This window comes from Marinomonas shanghaiensis (assembly GCF_003259175.1).
Lineage (GTDB): Bacteria > Pseudomonadota > Gammaproteobacteria > Pseudomonadales > Marinomonadaceae > Marinomonas > Marinomonas shanghaiensis.
In genome coordinates this window covers 1-20,412 of sequence record NZ_QGOK01000026.1, presented here as the reverse complement: position 1 = coordinate 20,412, position 20,412 = coordinate 1, and the positions used below count along the sequence as shown (strand labels likewise).

At 42.1% G+C, this 20,412-nt stretch carries 21 protein-coding genes and 1 pseudogene; 13 read left to right on the top strand and 9 right to left on the bottom strand.

Annotation, left to right across the window (positions count from 1 at the left end; all coding sequences use genetic code 11):
- Positions 1 to 853 precede the first annotated feature (853 nt).
- The 13 genes and pseudogenes from nadC to DKT73_RS17605 all read left to right on the top strand — a co-directional run bounded on the left by nadC (position 854) and on the right by DKT73_RS17605 (position 11,650).
- Positions 854 to 1,708 (top strand): carboxylating nicotinate-nucleotide diphosphorylase, encoded by an 855-nt coding sequence (gene nadC / locus DKT73_RS17660; protein ID WP_111639837.1) that lies wholly within the window; start codon positions 854 to 856, stop codon positions 1,706 to 1,708.
- On the top strand, positions 1,705 to 2,895 hold the full coding sequence (locus tag DKT73_RS17655) for an acetate/propionate family kinase (protein WP_111639836.1): 1,191 nt from the start codon (positions 1,705 to 1,707) through the stop codon (positions 2,893 to 2,895). Before nadC ends, DKT73_RS17655 begins: the two co-directional genes overlap by 4 nt.
- Positions 2,896 to 2,939: 44 nt before the next feature.
- On the top strand, positions 2,940 to 5,039 hold the full coding sequence (gene pta, locus DKT73_RS17650; protein WP_111639835.1) for a phosphate acetyltransferase: 2,100 nt from the start codon (positions 2,940 to 2,942) through the stop codon (positions 5,037 to 5,039).
- 166 nt (positions 5,040 to 5,205) lie between these two features.
- Positions 5,206 to 5,580: a hypothetical protein gene (locus tag DKT73_RS17645; RefSeq protein ID WP_111639878.1), complete on the top strand. Its 375-nt coding sequence runs from the start codon at positions 5,206 to 5,208 to the stop codon at positions 5,578 to 5,580.
- 70 nt (positions 5,581 to 5,650) lie between these two features.
- Complete coding sequence (locus DKT73_RS17640; protein ID WP_111639834.1) at positions 5,651 to 6,103, top strand: pilin; 453 nt, start codon at positions 5,651 to 5,653, stop codon at positions 6,101 to 6,103.
- A complete protein-coding gene (locus tag DKT73_RS17635; protein WP_111639833.1) occupies positions 6,100 to 7,035 on the top strand; it encodes a GspE/PulE family protein in 936 nt (311 codons plus the stop codon). The genes DKT73_RS17640 and DKT73_RS17635 overlap by 4 nt, the downstream gene beginning before the upstream one ends.
- A gap of 1 nt (position 7,036) precedes the next feature.
- On the top strand, positions 7,037 to 8,101 hold the full coding sequence (locus DKT73_RS17630) for a type II secretion system F family protein (protein ID WP_111639832.1): 1,065 nt from the start codon (positions 7,037 to 7,039) through the stop codon (positions 8,099 to 8,101).
- A pseudogene (locus DKT73_RS20515) lies at positions 8,101 to 8,436 on the top strand (prepilin peptidase); the annotation flags it as partial. The gene DKT73_RS17630 and the pseudogene DKT73_RS20515, both read left to right, overlap by 1 nt.
- Positions 8,437 to 8,439: 3 nt before the next feature.
- Positions 8,440 to 8,886 carry a prepilin peptidase gene (locus DKT73_RS20350; RefSeq protein ID WP_232827920.1) on the top strand — a complete coding sequence of 149 codons (447 nt, stop codon included), beginning with the start codon at positions 8,440 to 8,442 and terminating at the stop codon, positions 8,884 to 8,886.
- 4 nt (positions 8,887 to 8,890) lie between these two features.
- Entirely contained in the window at positions 8,891 to 9,502 is a 612-nt protein-coding gene (gene coaE, locus DKT73_RS17620) for a dephospho-CoA kinase (protein WP_111639830.1), read from the top strand.
- Entirely contained in the window at positions 9,496 to 9,720 is a 225-nt protein-coding gene (locus DKT73_RS17615; protein WP_111639829.1) for a DNA gyrase inhibitor YacG, read from the top strand. Before coaE ends, DKT73_RS17615 begins: the two co-directional genes overlap by 7 nt.
- A gap of 26 nt (positions 9,721 to 9,746) precedes the next feature.
- Positions 9,747 to 10,958: a response regulator gene (locus DKT73_RS17610; RefSeq protein ID WP_111639828.1), complete on the top strand. Its 1,212-nt coding sequence runs from the start codon at positions 9,747 to 9,749 to the stop codon at positions 10,956 to 10,958.
- A 2-nt stretch (positions 10,959 to 10,960) separates the two neighbouring features.
- The gene (locus DKT73_RS17605; protein ID WP_111639827.1) at positions 10,961 to 11,650 is read left to right on the top strand and encodes a sensor histidine kinase; all 690 of its coding nucleotides are present in this window, start codon (positions 10,961 to 10,963) and stop codon (positions 11,648 to 11,650) included.
- Here DKT73_RS17605 and DKT73_RS17600 read toward each other — a convergent pair.
- The 9 genes from DKT73_RS17600 to DKT73_RS17560 form a co-directional block, all read right to left on the bottom strand.
- Positions 11,629 to 12,249 (bottom strand): GntR family transcriptional regulator, encoded by a 621-nt coding sequence (locus DKT73_RS17600; RefSeq protein ID WP_111639826.1) that lies wholly within the window; start codon positions 12,247 to 12,249, stop codon positions 11,629 to 11,631. The two genes, DKT73_RS17605 and DKT73_RS17600, sit on opposite strands and share 22 nt — an antisense overlap.
- Before the next feature lie 4 nt (positions 12,250 to 12,253).
- On the bottom strand, positions 12,254 to 13,435 hold the full coding sequence (locus DKT73_RS17595) for a benzoate/H(+) symporter BenE family transporter (protein ID WP_111639825.1): 1,182 nt from the start codon (positions 13,433 to 13,435) through the stop codon (positions 12,254 to 12,256).
- Between the two features lie 82 nt (positions 13,436 to 13,517).
- Positions 13,518 to 14,231, bottom strand: coding sequence for a ZIP family metal transporter (locus tag DKT73_RS17590; protein ID WP_111639824.1), 714 nt, complete (start codon positions 14,229 to 14,231; stop codon positions 13,518 to 13,520).
- A gap of 120 nt (positions 14,232 to 14,351) precedes the next feature.
- Complete coding sequence (ehuA, locus tag DKT73_RS17585) at positions 14,352 to 15,131, bottom strand: ectoine/hydroxyectoine ABC transporter ATP-binding protein EhuA (RefSeq protein WP_111639823.1); 780 nt, start codon at positions 15,129 to 15,131, stop codon at positions 14,352 to 14,354.
- Positions 15,128 to 15,805, bottom strand: coding sequence for an ectoine/hydroxyectoine ABC transporter permease subunit EhuD (gene ehuD / locus DKT73_RS17580; protein ID WP_111639822.1), 678 nt, complete (start codon positions 15,803 to 15,805; stop codon positions 15,128 to 15,130). The genes ehuA and ehuD overlap by 4 nt, the downstream gene beginning before the upstream one ends.
- A complete protein-coding gene (gene ehuC, locus DKT73_RS17575) occupies positions 15,802 to 16,464 on the bottom strand; it encodes an ectoine/hydroxyectoine ABC transporter permease subunit EhuC (RefSeq protein WP_111639821.1) in 663 nt (220 codons plus the stop codon). The genes ehuD and ehuC overlap by 4 nt, the downstream gene beginning before the upstream one ends.
- A gap of 17 nt (positions 16,465 to 16,481) precedes the next feature.
- A complete protein-coding gene (gene ehuB / locus DKT73_RS17570) occupies positions 16,482 to 17,330 on the bottom strand; it encodes an ectoine/hydroxyectoine ABC transporter substrate-binding protein EhuB (protein ID WP_111639820.1) in 849 nt (282 codons plus the stop codon).
- 435 nt (positions 17,331 to 17,765) lie between these two features.
- Positions 17,766 to 19,169, bottom strand: coding sequence for an ATP-binding protein (locus tag DKT73_RS17565; protein ID WP_111639819.1), 1,404 nt, complete (start codon positions 19,167 to 19,169; stop codon positions 17,766 to 17,768).
- Complete coding sequence (locus tag DKT73_RS17560) at positions 19,144 to 19,809, bottom strand: response regulator (protein ID WP_111639877.1); 666 nt, start codon at positions 19,807 to 19,809, stop codon at positions 19,144 to 19,146. Before DKT73_RS17560 ends, DKT73_RS17565 begins: the two co-directional genes overlap by 26 nt.
- Positions 19,810 to 20,412 lie beyond the last annotated feature (603 nt).

Below are 20,412 nucleotides of genomic sequence, written 5' to 3'. Positions count from 1 at the left end.
ATAAAACGACACCCTATTTATTTTGCGTTTAAAGCGTCGTTTTTATCCGTTCCAATGGCAATTATTATTGTTTTAAGATTATTTCCATTGCATCGACCACCAGTAAATCTAGTCGGTTCGCTTCCATTTTGGGTTTGGTTCATCAAACCCAACATTAAGTTTTCACATGCAAGATAGCCTTACTAGATGCACATAAAAATTCAAAACTGTTTATCTACTAGTACAGTACATACGTATAACACCGCTTCAACCTAGCATTTATTGGCCGTGTTTTACAAAAATTTTACCTTGCACCGAGCTTTTGCATAAGCACAAAGAGTCTAATTCGGGCGTAAGATTAACACCTATTCAAGAGATCGCCTAGCCACCTCCATAAAGATTGAGGCGTCCGAAAGGCTTTTGAATCTTTTTTACAGACCGAATCCTATCTAAAAACTGACAAAAAGACCACGTTATCGTGCTAAAGAGCGCTACACCACACCAAAATTCACAAAAATCATGAAGCCTATAAATACTGTGAATCTCGAATTCTTTTCGCTGTTGACTAACAACAGATTTCGTCAAAGTCAGAGAAAAACGTTATTCGATATCACTTAAAGACAAGAATAATACACCTCAAAGCGATGTCTTTACTTAAGCATATCCTGAGCCTTTATTACGTAAGACACCACGACAAAAAATAAAGACCATACAGAATACCCGCCAGCCGACGATACGCTAAAAACATTTTATCCGTTAAAATTTGTTACAAATCAAGAAATCTAACGCCCTGAACATCAAAAACAACACTGACGCATCAAGGATATCAGGCTACAATAATGGCTTTATTTGAGTGGCTTATTTAGGACAAGACATGACCCTTTCGACTTCACAACTGGTAGAACACATGCAATCGCAAGTAGCTTTTGCATTAAAGGAAGATGTGGGCACAGGTGACATAACAGCCCAACTTATTCCAGATGATCAATACATAATAGCAACCGTCATCAGCCGAGAAGAAGCCGTTTTGTGCGGTCAAGCTTGGGTAAATGAGGTCTTTTTTCAGTTAGGTGACAAGGTGATCCTTGATTGGCATAACAAAGAAGGCGATCTGATTAAACCAAACCAACCTTTTCTAACCCTAAAAGGCCACGCAAGAACCATTTTGACAGGCGAACGGACGGCATTAAATTTTTTACAAACACTGTCTTATACGGCCAGCGTAACTCGTCAATATTGCGACATTGTTAAGGGCACACAACTGACTATCCTTGATACTCGCAAGACATTGCCAGGCATGAGAGAAGCACAAAAATATGCGGTTACCGTCGGGGGAGGTAAAAATCACCGCATGGGATTATATGATGCATTTTTAATAAAAGAGAATCATATTATGGCCGCGGGTTCTATCGCCAATGCGGTTTCCATGGCGCAAAAAATAGCACCGGGCAAAACCATTGAAGTCGAAACCGAAAACCTTGAAGAAGTTGCCATGGCAGTGTCAGCGGGTGCAGACATTATTATGCTAGATAACTTTTCATACGAAGATATGACGGTTGCTGTCAAAAACTACAGAGGACAAGTAAAGTTTGAAGCATCAGGAAACATGGACCAACAACGCCTCCTGCAAGTGGCCGCTACCGGTGTTGATTTTGTGTCCATTGGCGCTCTAACAAAGCATGTTCAAGCCATAGACCTTTCTATGCGCGTATCTCAGGAATCATTATGAAAGATAGTATTTTAGTCATTAACTGCGGCAGCTCTTCCCTGAAATTTGCCATTCTTTCTAATGCTGGACAAGATACCTTAGTTGAAGGGATTGCGGATAGATTGGGAACTGAAGAAAGCAGTATTACCTTTAAATTTGAAGGCGAAAAAAAGAGCATGCTACTCGAAGATGGCAGCCATAAAAGTGCGGTCGCTCATATTAAAGATTGGCTTAGTGATCATCCAGCCATCGCTCGCGCCTTAGCCGGAATAGGTCATCGCGTTGTGCATGGCGGAGAAACCTTTAGTCAATCCGTCCTGATAGATAGTAATGTACTCAATGGCATAAAAGAATGCGCTCAATTTGCCCCTCTTCATAATCCAGCGCATATAAAAGGCATAGAGATTGCCTTCGAGCTTTTCCCAGGTTTACCTCAAGTTGCCGTTTTTGATACCGCTTTCCATCAGACTCTGGCCGCTGAACAGTATTTGTACCCTATCCCAATGCACTTTTATCGACAACATCATTTCCGTAAATACGGGTTTCATGGCACAAGCTACCGTTATATCAGTCAACGCTTGGCACAACTCGTAGCAAGGAGTGATCAGCAAGGTGTGCTCGTAGCACACCTAGGCAATGGCGCCAGTGTTTGTGCTATTAGTAAAGGTTTATCAGTTGACACCAGTATGGGTATCACCCCCTTAGAAGGCTTAATGATGGGCACTCGGTCAGGCAGCATAGACCCTAGCCTGCTGTCTTTTATCAGCCAAGCAGAAAACATTTCAGCCGATGCCGCTCTTGATGTATTGAATAAAAAAAGTGGTTTGCTCGGCGTATCGGAAATATCTAACGACTGTCGAACGCTTGAAGAGGCGATGGCGTCTGGAGACCAAAGAGCGAAGCTGGCTTTAGATATGTTTGCCGTGCGAACAGCTAAACACTTAGCCAGTATGGCAACCACTTTGGAAAGTATTGATCACTTGGTCTTTACGGGGGGAATCGGAGAAAATTCCTCTTATTTACGCCACGTTATTTGTGATCATTTGAAAGCTCTTAATATCCGTATAGACTCCACATTAAATGAAAACGCCCCTCGTGGTGGAACAACCAGTATTAACTCGGCCACGAGCGCAACTAAGGTGTGGATTATCCCTACGAACGAGGAACTAATGATTGCCTTGGATACCATAAGTTTGATTTCGCACTGATCAAGACGTTCTCCCATAATGGACTAATTTAGGATTCATCAACAATGTCAATAAATGTATTAATGACCGTTCCTACTGGCCCAGGCGTTGGATTAACGTCTGTCTCTGTCGGGCTTGTTCGCGCATTGGAACAGCAAGGCTTAAAAGCCAGCTTTTTCAAACCTATTGCACAGCCTCAACCCGGTGATAAGGGGCCAGATAAGTCAACCGCTATGGTGGCACAGGGCTCAACACTCACCCCTGCGGAACCCATTCCACTTCATGAAGCCGAACGTTACCTGTACAACGACAATATTGATGAACTCATGGAAGAAATCGTTGGACGATTTCAAGCAAGTGTCGAACCGGACTCAACGGTTATTGTAGAAGGGCTTGCACAGATTGCTGGCCACCCTTATGCAACAAGGCTGAACAAAGCCATCGCTCGCACCCTAGACGCTGGCTTAGTATTGGTCACAGCGCCAAACAATATGCGGGTAAATGAACTAGAGCATCATGTTGAAATCGCAGCAGGCTCCTACGGCGGCATCAAAGCCAATGACGTTATTGGCTGTATTTTGAACAAAACCACTCCAGGTTCGCTGGGTGTAAAATCCTACGGCGACTTGTTTGCCCAGAGAGGGATTTTTAAACGTAATTTCAGTTTACTGGGGCAAATTCCAAAAGCCGACGAACTCACCTATCCTCGAGTTAAAGACGTTGCGGACTTTTTAGGCGCTCGTATTGTCAATGCGGGCGAAATTGAATCTCGCCGAGTTCAGTCTTACACATTATGTGCTCGTGGTGTGGAAAACATGCTAGAAGCGTTACGCCCTGGAGTGTTAGTGTTTACGCCAGGAGATCGTACTGACGTCATCATGGCTACCGCCATTGCAGCCTTAAATGACATTAAAATTGCCGCTCTGGTTTTAACTGGCGGCTATCAACCAAGCGAGTCACTAATGGCACTTTGCGGTAAAGCGATGGCCAAAGGACTCCCCGTACTGTCGGTGGAATCCAACAGCTGGGAAACCGTCATTAATATGCAATCGTTCAACCAAGAAATTCCATTGGACGATAAAGAACGCGTGCTCATGGTTAAAGAACACATCGCCCGATGCATAGATCACGACTGGATCAACTCGTTTGCAATGAACCAAGAAGAAAGAAAGCTCTCCCCACCCGCTTTTCGCTTCCGTTTAATTGAGCTTGCACGCTCTTTAAATAAACGCATTATTCTTCCTGAAGGCGAAGAAGTTCGTACCATCCAAGCCGCGTCTATTTGTGCGGAACGTGGTATCGCTCGCTGCACCTTGTTGGGCAATGAAACCGAAATTTTGCGCATTGCACAAAATAATGGCATTGAACTAAGTCATGGCGTAGAAATACTCGATCCTAACAGTATTCGTGAACGCTATGTGGCTCCCATGGTTGAGCTCAGAAAGAACCGTGGATTGACCGACATTGTCGCCCGTGAGCAACTGGAAGATAACGTGGTACTGGGTACTATGATGTTGCAAGTTGGCGATGTAGATGGCCTAGTGTCTGGTGCTGTCCACACGACTGCCAATACCATTCGCCCCGCGCTTCAGATCATCAAAACATCGCCCAATGCTAGCTTAGTCTCTTCGGTATTTTTTATGTGTTTACCGGATCAAGTATTGGTGTATGGTGACTGCGCCATTAACCCAGATCCGACCGCAGAACAACTCGCTGAAATCGCCATTCAAAGTGCCGATTCTGCCGCGGCCTTTGGCATAACACCGAAAGTCGCGATGATAAGTTACAGTACAGGCGGATCAGGAACAGGCAATGACGTGGACAAAGTCAGAGAAGCCACCGCAATTGCACAAAAACTTCGACCTGATTTATTGATTGATGGCCCTCTGCAATACGATGCCGCTATTATGGAAAAAGTCGCAAAACAAAAAGCGCCAAACAGCAAGGTGGCAGGCAAAGCAACCGTGTTTATTTTTCCAGATTTAAACACGGGTAACACGACCTATAAAGCCGTGCAACGAAGCGCGGATGTGGTCAGTATCGGACCAATGTTACAAGGAATACGCAAACCCGTTAACGATTTGTCACGCGGTGCGCTTGTAGATGACATTGTCTACACCATCGCGATTACAGCCATTCAGGCGGGCAAAATTAAAAATGATTAGCCCGTACTAAAAAATTTACGACTTTTGTGGTGTCTACTTTTTAATTTAACATCTAATTTGGCGATTACGACACAGCCAAATTATTTAAATGAAAAAATGGTTAAAAAGTAGACATACCATTAAATGGCTATTAGTATTTATTCATGTCACAAACTTGGTGGTCATTATGTCTGGCAGCCTTCCTCACGTTATTGCAGTTTCTAACCATACCGTCACCAGTACAGCCACGCCTGGCTACACAACGTTTGATTTGCGCTCTGATGAAGACACCAATATGGCCGCTCTAAATGCCCGCAACGCTAAGGCATCAAGTGATCTTGTCATTACCATATCAGAACAAGGACAAGCTTTATCACAGAGAAATCGTAAGAAAATTGACGACGATGAAATCAATCGACGCTCTGATTCTGAACTAGAATCAGAGGAAGAATTTATCGAAGACGATATAATCCCCTTCGTCAATACAACGAATAAAGACAGTAAAATGGCAAGCTATCTAGAAAAAAAACAGACAGGAGACTTTCTTGATCAAATCGTTTAACCTATAAAACGGCTTATTATTGAAGCCTATGGCAGGACGCCAACATCTAATGACCTTCAAGGAGTGAAGAATGCTACCCTCTCGCCTCACAATACGTGGTTTTACATTACTAGAATTAATGGTTGTCATTGCAATCATTTCTATTTTAGCCAGTTTATCGGCTCCCACTTTCACACGTCAGATCACCAAAGCAAAACTGATCGAAGTCCAAAATCTGGCAACCCAACACCAGTCATTGATTGAAGAGTTTATTCTTCTACATGGCAGCTTTCCTAGCGAAACGGATTTTAACTTAATAAAACATGCGCTAGATGCAGACTCGATTGTGAAATCGATTACTGTCAACGATCAAAGCAAAGGAACGGGAAACATTCAACTCACATTGAATGACAGCACAGGTATTACAGAAAATCAGTATCTGAAATACGCACGTGATACAAATAGAAACTGGCATTGCACCTCAGATTTAGCCGCCAATGTGCTTCCCTTACCGTGCAAAAGTTTGGCGGGAGATGAACAATGACGCTAGAAGAAATGATTGCTACCGCGGTCAGCCAGCATGCTACTGACCTTCACATCGAACACTCACAGTCTGCGACAAAAATCTATCAACGCAGCTACGGTATGCTGCGTAAAATAGCCGACTTACCTCAGGATACGAGCTTAATTAACCGCATCAAAATGCGTTCAAATTTAGACCTATCTGAAACGAGACGAACACAAGAAGGGCAGTTTTTATTCGAAGAAAAACATCGCAGCACTTTTGTACGAGTCAGTATCATCGCCACCGTTAAAGGCGAAAAAGTGGCCATGCGCTTGCTACCAGAGAAAAGTCGCTTAGCACTGAACGACATTGGCATACAAACGCCTCTTCTCAACACGCTAAACGCGACCCTTCGCTACCCAAGCGGCTTGATACTAGTATGTGGCGCAACGGGAGCGGGCAAAAGCACCTCGCTGTATTCCTGTCTCGATACGTTAAATAACGGCAATAAAACTATTTTTACCATTGAAGACCCAGTCGAGTATGAAATCTCTGGGTTATTTCAATGTGAACCAAATTCCGCCATTGGCCTAGACTCTGCCACTCTTTTAAAATCCTTTCTAAGGCAGGATCCGGATGTCATTATGGTTGGTGAGGTACGTGATGCCATTACAGCCAACCTTGCCGTTAACGCAGCACTCACCGGGCACCTGGTACTCGCCACACTACACACCAATTCAGCCCTTGACGCCATACATCGTTGTCACGGTTGGCAGGTAGACTTTTTTTCGCTAGTGAGTTCGTTAAAGCTGATCATTCATCAATCTATGCTGTATAAATCGTCGTCTCAGCACCCCATATTCAATGGTTTACAACCACTATGGGGTGAGGTCTTACCAAAAGATTACGATGCCCTAATATCAACGCCTTCTCTCTGGAAAGCATTCCCTTCTCAAAGTAGTGAGGCTTAATATGCCTTGGTATAAAGTTAAGCACACAAATGGGAAAATTGATTACTGCTATGAGTTATCTGAGTGTGAAGTCGCCTTTGATTTCATAAGACGTCGCACTTGGCAAATATCGATCGAGGAATGGAAACCTAAAAAGCTAGATTATCAATCCCTAAAAACCTTTTATGAGGAGCTCCAGAATGCGCTGCACTCAGGCTTACAACTGAATCAAGCCATCTCTCATTTTGCACGTTCTTCTTCCCACACTATTCTCTCTACAAACTGCCAAGCACTATTGAATGAACTAGAAAATGGCCGCCTTTTTAACGATACCCTGAGTAAACTCACCAAGCCTGCCGCAGCGCCCTATTGTCAATTACTCAATACCCAAGGAAGTCGAGAAGACTGCGAAAAAAGCCTAAGTATTTCTATCCGTCAGCTTACCTCTCTACTTGATTGGTCACATAGACTATTAAAGGCTATTGTCTATCCATTTTGTATCATTCAAATAGCACTGATTATACTCATTGCTAACCACGCCATGCAGTCACCTAATGTTGAGCATTATTATGTGAGAATAGTAAGTGACATCGCTATTTATGTGGTCTGTAGCATTGCCCAACTCACCGTCATCAACAGCCTTAACAAGGGCCATGCATGTACTTGGCTTGAAAAATACAGCCAAAACTTTCGGCTCACCAAGCTTTTTTCGCTACTCAATAGCGCAAGACAAACAGGTGTCACCTTGCAAGAAGCGCTAAAACACATGCCAAATTATTTCCAACATGCTGAAACAAAAGTGCAAATCTATCAGGTTTATTACACCCTACACCTAGGAAAAAATTATGCATCCAGCTTTCCAAGCACTTGGTTTCCCCATGAATCAACCATCGCTCTTCATTCTGCGACAAAGGATGGCAACATTGAAAGAGCCTTGATTCTTGCCACAAATGAGCATGAGAAACGCTGGCAAAAAAATATAACCCTGCTTGAAAAACTCATACCGGCAGTTTGTCTTCTCATTGCTGGCGGGTTTGTTACTTCCACACTCATTGCACTATACAAACCACTACTTGAAATACATTGATGAATATGACCACCATCGAATGCCTTTTGTATGTTTTATTGATTTCCAGTCTCGGTAGTTATGCTGCCGCCTTCACAATAAGATGGCCCGTTAAAAACCATTACTTATGGAGAAAAGAAGCCCACGCTTTACTCTCATTACCCTTTACAACAAAAGAGCCTGAAATCGTTTTGAAGCGTCGCTCCCAATGCATGCATTGCCATCAGTTGCTTGTATGGCAGGACCTAATCCCAATAGTGAGCTACCTATTACTAAAAGGAAGATGTCGCGCTTGTAAAAAGCGAATTTGTTACCGTTATCCCGTAATTGAGAGCCTTCATTTAGCATGCTGCCTTCCCTTGCTCTGGCTTACTGATGATATCTACCAGCTTGTGTTGCAAACCATTGTCATTAGCAGCTTAATCACGTCTGCCGCTATCGATCTCGAACACCAATTATTACCAGACGAATGCACTGTGTTGGTACTCGCTTGCGCCCTTCTATGGCATTTATCAACCAACACCCTACACACCAGTGTATTAGGCATGCTAATTGGTTTTAGTCTTATTTATGCTTTAAGACAACTTTATCTGGTCGTAAAAAAATGTGAAGGAATCGGGTTAGGTGACGCAAAACTCATCGCTGCCCTTGGCGCATGGCTTGGGTTATCTAATCTGTCAGCGCTGTTACTTTGTGCAAGTTTAAGTGGAATCCTATACACTATGCTATTGAGTCGAAACGGATCTAAACCGATGGCATTTGGTCCTTTTTTAATTTTTTCAGCCCTCTTGGTATTTTATTTATAAACCTATGACAAACAGTCCCCCTACTATCATTGGTCTTGCTGGCGGTATTGGTTCTGGCAAAAGCACGGTTACAAAATATTTTAATGAGCTGGGAATTCAGAGCGTTGATGCGGATGATGTTGCAAGACTGGTAGTGAAACCAAACTCCGATTGCTTAAAGAAAATTCACCTGCGCTATGGCAACGACATATTACTAAATGATGGGACACTCAATCGAAAAGTACTGCGGGAGATTATTTTTGATCAACCCAAAGAAAGAGAATGGCTTGAAGCGTTAACCCATCCTGTTATTCGACAAGAAATAATGGCTCAACTTAATGCCACCACCTCAAGGTACGTCCTGCTTGTTCATCCTCTATTATTTGAGACAAAACAAGACACACTGTGCAAATGGGTGATTGCGATTGATGTTCCAAGAGAAATACAGATCCAACGCATCATCAGTCGAGACAATGTCAGCCAAGACAGTGCAGAAAAAATTCTTGTCACTCAATTGGCTAATAACGAACGCATTAAGAGAGCTGATTTCGTCTTGGAAAACGCTGGCAATATTGCTGATATGAATGCTAAAGTCTTAAAATTGCACCAAAAAATTTTAGAGTCATTACTATGCTAAACAATAATACAGCAACCTTAGTTGCCTGTCCTACGTGCCAAACAAAAACGCCTTGGTCTAAAGAGAATGTTGATCGACCTTTTTGCAGCCCTAGATGCAAACTGATTGACTTAGGTGCATGGGCAAGTGAATCTTATGCTATTCCTCAGCAAACCTCAGAAGAGGATGAAATTTTCTCAGAAGATCTGGTCATTGATCCCAATAAATCCTTTTTATAATTGCTAAACACGGAATGTAATTATTTATGGCACAACAAGATTTTTCTAAGAAAAAAGCATTACTAATTGAGGATATGGCAGAAGCTCGGATCATGCAGCGCAAAATGCTGACAGACTTCGGGTTCACCTCAATCGACATTGCGATGAAAGCAGAAACTGCAATCGAGCTTCTGCGAAATCATTCTTTTGATGTCATTTTATCTGATTACAATCTCGGCAATGGTAAAGATGGCCAACAACTTTTAGAAGAAATACGCCATTCAAAACTGATACCACACACAGCAACCTATTTAATGGTAACAGCCGAAACCTCTATTGAGATGGTCATGGGTGCAATTGAATATCAGCCTGATGGCTATATCACAAAGCCTTTTTCTCAGGCCGTCTTACAAAGACGACTAAGTAAATTGTTAGAAACGAAAGAAAGATTACTTGAAGTCAACATGGCGCTGGATGCAAACGACTTTGATAAAGCAATACTCACTGCGAAACGCGTTAGCAAAAAGCACCCTTCACTGCTTGGTAAGTGTGAAAGAATCATAGGTGAAAGCCTTTTAGAGATCAAAGAATACAAAAAAGCCCTATCTCTTTTTAACAAAACACTTAAAAATAGAAAAATGCCTTGGGCTCTGTTTGGCAAAGCAAAAACCTATTTTTTGATGGGTGAACTGGAAAAAGCCGAGCAAAACTTTCGCCAGCTCATGCTTGATAATCGATTTTTTGTCAGTGCTTATGATTGGCTTGCAAAAATCCAAGTCAAAAATGACAAGCTCGAAGAGGCACAAGCAACGCTGATAGAGGCAGTAGGCAAATCCCCGAAAAATATTCTTAGGCAAATGGAGTTGGGTAAAATCAGTCTCTTGTTGAACGACTATGTAGCGGCAGAAATGGCTTATCGACGAGCGGTTTTTTTAGCAAAATACTCTTGTTACAACACAGCTGAGGTTTATCTAAAACATCTAGAGTCTCTTGCCAGAATTTCTGACAGCGGACCACTACTACCTCGACAAAAAGACAATTTTGAAAACACTCTCAAAAAAGTACATGAGTCTTTTTTTGATGACCCAGACAACAAAGCAAAAACCTATGGCTATGAAATTGATGTTTACCTCGCTGATAACGACAAGTCAACCGCCAAACAAATTTTCGAGGCTTGGCTTAGTGAAGTAAAATCTGGTAGCGCAACACCACCAAACAAACAACAAACTGCTATTTTCACAAAATCTTTTGGAAGCTAAAGATGAAAAAAATCGACATCAGTACCATCTTAGCCAGTGCAATACATGAAAGTAAAAACCAAGTAGGCACTTTACTGTATCAGTTACAAAGCCTTAAAGACGCTATTAATAATAATGACGCTCACCAAAAGAAAATCATCTCAATTGAAGAATCTCTAAAAAAACTCAACGATGAGTGGGTAGAATATTTATACCTTTATAAACTCGCCTCAGATGGCTATGAGCTACATGTTGATACCTTTTTGCTCGATGAATTTCTTGACGACCAAGTATTTGCTTTATTCCCTTCAGCAAAAGCCAAAAACTTGGAATTAGAGTATGTCTGCGATCCAACCTTAACAGGCGTATTTGATGAGCGCCTCATGACGGCTGTGGTCAGTACAGCTGTCTATAATGCTTTACGATTTGCGAAAACAAAAATTCGTATCAGTGCAACGAAAAACGCAGATTTTCTTGTTATTTCTGTTGAAGACGATGGAAAGGGCTTTAATCAAAGTGATGATCAGCAAGATGTCTTTCTGGAAGGCAACACTGGATTGGGATTGTATTTTGCCGAGTTATCCGCAACAGCTCATGTGATCGACACGGTAAAAGGCTTCATAAAAAAAGAGTCTTCTTTGACGCTTGGTGGCGCCAACTTAAGTGTGTATTTACCACAACCCTCTGCAGATCACTCTATCTCCTTTAAATAATTTGCCAATAACGCCCCTGCTTCCTCTATATGCTGCCTCAATAAAACGAGCGCAGCATGTTTATTTCTAGACTCCACAAATCCTAATAATGCCTCATGTTGATGTTGACTCGTTTGTCGATAAGCCAATGGTCCATATTGAAAACCTAAATAGCGAACAGCTTGCCGATTTAGACGCTCTACTTCACGGTGCAATGTTGGCCTATCAGCCGCACGATAAAGGCTATCGTGGAAACACCAATTCAATTCACCACGATGAATAAGCGTTAAATTCTTTTCATTAAGCGCTTCAAGGAAATCCCTTGCCGCGGCAATGTCTCTTTGTGTGATGTGATCAAATGCTAACTTTAACAACTGACATTCTAACTCGGCCCGCATGAAAGAAAGATCTTCGGCTTCCTGCCAATTTAAGTCAGGAATCATCACGCCAGCCTTACCATTTGGTACCAGCCACCCCTCTGCCTTTAATGACAGTAAAGCATCTCTGACTGGAATTCGGCTAACACTATAGCGAACGGATAAATCTTTTTGGCGCAATGGCTGCCCTTTGGGTAATCGGCTGTTTAAGATATCATCTTTGATTTTTTCACTAATATCCACGCAATCAACCTTTTGCTTTCACTTTAACATTGCCGATTACAAGACAGATTGCCCCAAACAAGATCCCCCAAAAAGCAGATGCAATCCCCCCAAATGACACACCTGACACGGTCACCAAAAAAGTCACCAACGCCGCTTCACGATTAGCATCATCCGCCATCGCATTTTTCAAATTCATTCCAATGGTTCCTAATAGCGCAATTCCTGCTAAAGCCGCCACCATGGTGGCCGGAAAAATTGAAAATAAAGTAACAACCGATGCGCCCGCTAATCCTGCAAGCCCATAAAAAATACCAGCAGATAGCCCCGCAATATAACGACGTTTAGGGTCTTTATGGCACTCTTCACCAGAGCATATTGCCGCGGTAATGGCTGCGAGATTAAAAGCAAAGCCACCTAAAGGAGCCAGTATAATTGATGTAAAACCAGTCCAACTGATTAAAGACGACACAGGGGTTTGATAGCCACTACTACGCATGACAGCAACACCTGGAATATTCTGCGAAGTCATCGTCACAATGTACAAAGGTATACCGATACCGAGCAAAGCACCTAGGTTCCATTCCGGCCACACCCAAACCAAACCACCCACTTCAGAAGCAATATTAGACACAAGGGATCCATCAGACCTTGCCAAAACAAACGCAACACCAGCGACCAAAACGAATAAGACGGCATAACGCGGAACTAGACGCTTACTGAGCAAATAGGTCAGTAACATAATACCAACAAGAAAAACATCACTCATCATGGCATCGAAAATTGACAGCCCAAACTTAAAAAGAACGCCCGCCAACATGGCGCATGCAATCGGTAAAGGGACTAAACGCATTACTTTATCAAATAAGCCAGATACGCCCGTTAATAATGTTAGTACGCCCGCAAAAACGAATACGCCAATAGCTTCAGCATAAGTAATATTACCCAAACTTGTGGCAAGTAACGCCGCGCCGGGCGTTGACCAAGCGGTTATCACTGGAGAGCGGTACCACAGAGACAGAAAAAAACAGGTCGCCCCCATGCCGAAACCCAATGCCATAATCCAAGAAATAATTGTGCTTGAATCTGCACCCGCCGCCTGAGCAGCTTGAAAGACAATGGCAACCGAGCTTGCAAAGCCAATTAACACCGCCACAAAACCCGCAACTAATGCACTTAAACTCATGTCGTTTAAAATTCTAAGCACAACTCAACTTCCTTGGAAAAACTAAAAGAGTGCTAACTATATTTCATCAAGACTATTTTTGTATACATTTTTGAAAATCTAATTATTGAGTAAGCATGTAACCAACTAAACCCACGGCAAACCCCATTACGGCTCCCATAGGTGGAGCCCAATGCTTTTCTAAAGCAACCTGAGGCGCAATATCTTGAAACACCGCATATAAAATTCCTCCAGAAGCAAATAACATCAGCCCTGACACAATTGATGGCCAGTCAGACAACCAAAAATAAGCGATCATTCCAGACACAGGACCACACAGTGCCAAGACAAAAAAGCACAAAATGATGCTCCAAGGACGATAATCAGAAGATGACCTTAACTCTCGAAACGCATTAAAGCCTTCGGGTAAATTTTGCATCGCAATCAACACAGCAAGTAGCACCACATTGGTACCGCCTAAAGCAAATGCAGCTCCTAAAGCCAATGATTCAGGAATAAAATCGGACAACATGGCGACTAGCTGACTCATTGACGTCTTTTTATGAGATAAAAAAATATCCAACCACATAAACATCAAGCCACCAAGAAGAAACAGCACAGCAGCACACCAAGTAGAAAAATGTGCACTCCCCTCTGGCACAAGGACCAGAGCAATCGCGGATAACAACGCACCACCACCAAAAGCGGTAATACCATGCATTAGCTCTGTTTCTAGCCATTCGGGTGTTATACGTTCAAAATAAGCGATTAAAGCCCCAAAAGGCATCGCCAATCCAGCAAATAATGTCAACAAAAGTAAGCAATACAAAGGCGCCATAGCTCGAGTACTCCATAAAATATCACGCCATTATCAATGGAGAATGGGGCATTTGTCACCGCTATAAAATAAGGCGCCCTATGAGCGCCTTATTGAGGAGTTTTCAACGTATAGAGCGTGCTAACTGTTGTTACCAAGATAGGCGTTTAGAAACGCTTTCGTTCGCTCTTCTTTAGGTTGAGTAAATATCATTTCTGGTGGCCCTTCCTCAACAATGGCACCGTTATCAAAAAAGCAAACTCTATCACTGATTTCACGTGCGAAGTACATCTCATGAGTAACGAGTAGCATGGTGAAATTATCTTCTTTGACGAGATTTCGAATAACGTCCAAAACCTCATCCACTAGCTCAGGGTCCAATGCTGACGTAATCTCATCCAGTAACAGTATAGATGGCTTCATAGCTAAAGCACGAGCAATGCCCACCCTCTGCTTTTGCCCTCCCGACAAATCATTCGGATAATTGTTCGCCTTATCTGACAAGCCTACCAGTTTAAGCAGTTTTTCAGCCGATGCCTCAGCCTCTTCTCGTGAAATACCTTTGACACGCATTGGTGCCTCGGTGATATTTCGCTTCACTGTCATGTGCGGAAACAAGTTAAAATGCTGAAATACCATACCAAGATGATGTCGCATTTTATGCAAATGCTTACTATTGGCTGGAACATACTGCCCCTGCCAAGGCATATGCCAAAGTGACTCTCCCGCCACATTAATATAGCCACCATCAATGCCTTCTAAAGTCATCAAGATGCGCAACAATGTACTTTTACCAGAACCACTTGGCCCAATGATCGAAACGATTTCGTTCTCTTCTACTTTAAAATTAAAATCACGGAAAATAACGGTATCGCCAAAGCACTTTTTAACATTCTTAAACTCAATAATTGGCGCATTCATTTCAAACTAAATCCTTCTTTTGGAAAGCGTCTTTCAACTTGATGGATGCCGTAAGCTGCTGCTACGCTAAACACAAGATACAAAATTCCCACTAACGTGAACGGCTCTAAATATCGAAAATTTTCAGAACCAATAATTTTTGCGATCTGCAGCATCTCCAAGAGCGTAATAGCTGACAGCTGAGGAGTTTCTTTAAACATCGCAATGATATAATTCCCTGTGGCGGGAATCATGGGGCGAATAGCCTGAGGTAAGACAATGTCTTTATAGGTGTCTATCAAGGACAAATTTAACGCTCTTGCGGCTTCCCACTGCCCTTTTTCAATACCATCAATCCCACTTCGGAACACTTCTGATAAGTAAGCGCCATAATGAAGCCCCAAGGCAAACACGCCTGTGGCAAGAGGTGATAAACTGATCCCGAATTCAGGCATTACGTAATACAAAAAGAAAATTTGTACTAATAACGGCGTACTCCGAATGAACTCAACGATCCAGTAAACACTGGTTCTCAGTACACGACTGTTGCTACGACGCAGTAAAGCAAATACTAACCCCATGAAAATGGCAAAAATACTGCCTAACAATGTGGCTAATAAAGTGACTTTTGCTGCCGATAAAATCATCGGCAACACTTCCCAAGTAAATGCCCAATCCCATTGAAATCCATTCATGAATGAATACCTCCTCGACCCAGCCCCTTACTCAAATGTGTTTCTAATCGTCGGATGAAAAACACTAAGCACTGAGCAATTACGAAGTAAAACAACAAGACAACACCAAATATTTCACCAACCTGTAGGGTGGTATCTGCCAAAGATTTGGCCTTAAAAGTTAAATCGCCAATCGTAATGAGGGATACCAATGAGGTGGCTTTTACTAACTCAATGGCCAAATTGCCAAAAGGCGGGATCATATTAACGAGGGCCTGAGGCATAATTATGCGCCACAGCCGTTGTGAGGCCGTAAAATTAAGTGCTATTGAAGCTTCATACTGCCCTTTTGGAACGGCTTGAATAGCGCCTCGCACGACTTCTGTTCCATAAGAACCAATATTCAACCCTAAAGCCATTACTGCGGCTGTCATTGCATCAATTGTGATACCAAAAAAAGGCAATACAAAATAGATCCAATACAACTGAATTAGTGCCGAAGTTCCACGAAAAAACTCAATATAAAAAATAGCAATTTGTTTAAAAGGAGCTGGTGCATACAGACGAATCAATCCGAAACTAAAAGCCATCATGACCGCTAGAGGTAGAGCCATCGCCACAATTTCAATGGTGACAATGGCTCCCTGGAGTAATACGGAGACAATTTCTCCAAATTCCATAGGTTATTTCCCCAGTATTATTGACACAATTCTTTTGCTGTCATGCCATCAGGTGAGGTGTGTTTACCAAAACCATAAGGCTCAACCATGGCAATATGCTCTTCTGTATCAACAAAATTTGCGATTTCATCATTAAACGCATCGCGCAAAGCCGTATCTGCTGGACGGAAACCAAAACCACCATACCCCTTAATTGTCTCACCATTAATCACTAAGGTTTTGAATGGCTGAGCCAACTCAACACGATCATCTTTTTGACCTAAAGACGCCATAGTTAAACTTGTCCCTGCAAGCGCATCAATTCGACCAGACTTCAATGCTGCTACACCAGAAGGGTAATCAGGTAATGTCACAATTTTGCTCATTTCTATACCAAAATCTCGAGCATAACCGTACTCTACCGCACCAGACATAACCCCTAATTTGACTGACTTATTTTTTATATCATCATAGCCATTTAAGCTTTCTGGATTACCATTTTGAACCAAAAAGCCCTCACCAATACTGTATGTTGGGTTTGAAAAAAGAATTTGCTCACAACGCTTTGGCGTAATGTACATACCAGCCGCGATGACATCAAAACGGCCTGCACGTAAACCAGGTATCAAAGAACCAAATTCTGTCACCACAACGTTTACGTCATTAACACCTAATTTATTCAAAACATGAACGGCAATGCTAGGCGCTTCACCCGCCGGCTTTCCATCCGAGGTGGTATAGCCATAAGGCACTTCATTTGCGACACCAATCGTAACAGTACCTTCGTCGCGTATCTTATCTAACGTGTTTGCCACAGCAGCAGTAGAGAAGAGAGCCGCCGCAATATTAATTAGAGATATAACGTATTTTTGTGATAATTTTTTCATAATAAACCTCATGTTCCTTAAGAAAATGCTTAAAAAATAGCAATAAGTCCTTTTACACTAAATAAAATGCAGCAAATGATCAAGCATTATTTAGATCTGTAATTATTAGATCGCACATCTAATAGCGTTATTTCAACGAAAAACGGGTGCAACCCTGATAAAAACTCAGAGTAAAAGTTATGCTATACACCTCATCAAAAGTGACACTCAGGACGTGAGTTTGAATGTAAAATATCGGATATTTGAACGATCTAGCTAGAAGGTCACAACAAACAATGATGGCTTTCCACGGGAGTGTTTTGCCAATATTGGGGGGTTACTCTTACCAGCCATTACCACCTCTCTTACAGGCGAATGGCAAAAACAGTTCTCAGCCAATTGAAATTGGTCCAATTGGCTAGGTAAGTCAATCAATATATTATTTAGCCAATCTCGTTAATTTATAACCAACACGGGTAATGCTACACGTACAGTTAAACCATGAGGTAGGGTATCTTCAAAGGACAAAAAGCCCTCGTACTTGTCGACAATATTTTTAACAATCGATAGGCCAAGACCAGCTCCATCCACTTCTCCTGAACGAAAAAACCGTTCACTGAGCCTCTGTTTTTCTTCTTTGTTTACCCCTTTTCCTATATCGATGACGGTCAATTCAAGTTGATTAACAGACTGACTCCAGACAACACGAATCAGCGATTTTTCAGGTGAAAATTTTATCGCATTGCTAATAAGATTTTGTAATAGTATCTCTATATGATTAGGCTCTACGTAACAATTCCACGATTTCCTATCATCAACCTCTAAACTAATTTCAATATTTTTTTTCCACGCCAGAGGAAGAATTCCTGCGATCATTGATCGACTAACAGCTAAGACATCTGCTTCTGTTTTAATCACTGTTTTTTGGTGTTCAAGACGAGCTAAAGCAAGTAGCTGAGAGACAATCCTAGTGGATCTATCCACCCCTAAAGTCAACTGTACTAGAGACTGATTGCGTTCTTCATCAGTTTCTGCTGATGCAGCATTCTCAGCATGAACTCTTAAAATACTTAATGGTGTACGTAATTCATGGGCAGCATCTGCTATCCAACGTTTCTCCCTGTCCATTAAGGAGTCAATCTCTACCAGCAATCCATTTAAAGCATTTTTAACGGGAAGCAGCTCTTCTGTTGCGTAAGACAATTCAATTGGCTGCAATCTACTCGGTGTCATCGTTTGAATTCGTTGCGCAAGTTGCTGGAGCGGCTGAAGACCAAAACCAATGGCTGCCCACACCAGCAAAGCAAGAATTGGCCACGCTAATATTTCCGGAAACAAAGTTTGAAAAACAATCTGCTCCACTATCTCATCTCTCACATCAGACCGCTCAGCAACCACCACCTTAAGATTGCCTTTCACCTGATTTAAAGTGAAGGTTCGCCACTGATAGTGATCTGCCACAGCATTACCATAACCATAAATATCGTTTTTTTGCTGTAATAAAAGCATCGAATCAGAGGCTATTTTTAGCTTGTCAGCGTGCCAGATTTGATAAAAAATTTTACTTTCGTACTTATGACCAACAGATAAGTCAGTATTAGCCTCATCAATTAAGAGGGGTGATATGGCACTAACATTCGAATCAAGTTTTTCTATGTTGCTCGACAAAGTGAGTAACAGCCGAGCTTGTTGGGCCAACCTAGCATCAAATAATTCTTCTACTTCATGATTCGCAAAGAACAAGCCGATCAGCATGATAGTCACACTGGTTACGCTAAAAAGACACATAACAAAAAACAAGGTTCTTCTTCTGATAGAACTCAGAATCTTTTTATTAAGCCACTTCTTGATCAACAACATAACCGATCCCCCGTATAGTACGGATTAAATCGGGGAATAATTTCTTTCGTAAATGGTGAATGTGCACTTCTAAAGCATTACTTTCCACATCATCCCCCCAGCCGTACATCAACTGCTGCAAAACATCACGTGTAAACACATGACCTGGCTGACTAACAAGCTCATGCAGCAAAGAATATTCTCGCCGAGTAAGGTTGATGTCCTGATTTTGATAACTCACTTTATGACTAGCAGGATAAAGAACAAGGCCCTTATAGTGAATTTCACTGATTGCTCGTCCATAACTTCGACGTAATAATGCCCTAGCTCGAGCCTTGAGTTCCGTTACATCAAAAGGCTTTACTAAATAATCATCTGCTCCCAAATCCAATCCAGCCACTCTGTCGTCCAACGCATCTCTAGCTGTTAGAATTAAGACAGGGACAGCATTTTCATTTGCTCGTATTTGTTTTAATACGGCTAATCCATCTAGCCTTGGTAAGCCCAAATCCAATATCACCAAATCAAACACTTCATTTACTAAGGCTTCTAGGGCATGAATACCATCATGAAGCAAATCTACTGTGTACGCTTCACGCTTCAATGCGGTTACCAAGCCATCAGCCAAAGACGCATCATCTTCCACTACAAGTATTCGCAAACCTAAACCTTCCTTCATATAAAGACCAAGACAGACTCATACACACCGTTTAACTGCGCCCCGTCTTGACGGACACGGATCAAATGAGCGTAATTAGAAAAGAATAGTAGAATTGCCGCAGCAATGACACAACACTTCAACAAAAACACACGATATCGCATAAACAAATAGATGCTACAGCAACAAAACTCAAATACCGTCATCATTTAATACCCCTTAAGATATCTATATTCCAGTACTATAAATACAGAACCTTAAGGAAAAATTATCACTGGTACTTAAGCGTCTTAATAATTGCTTAGAAAAAACACTAGCACCAAACGCACACTTTGAGCGGAGCATATGGGACAGTAAATTTTAAGCAAAAAAAACCCTGACAGCTTCAGCTATCAGGGCCTTCTTAATTAAATCTTGATAACGACCTATGCTTATCCCCTTGTGGGACTATCACATGGCTCTACAATTCAACCAAGCCCACACTACCATCAGCGATGGCGAACGCCCGTGGCATGTAAAGAGTCACTTCTGGTATCGGGATGGGATCAGGTGGTTCAACGCCTCTAGTTATGTATTCAAAACTCACCTTTTGAGAACGAAAAAAAG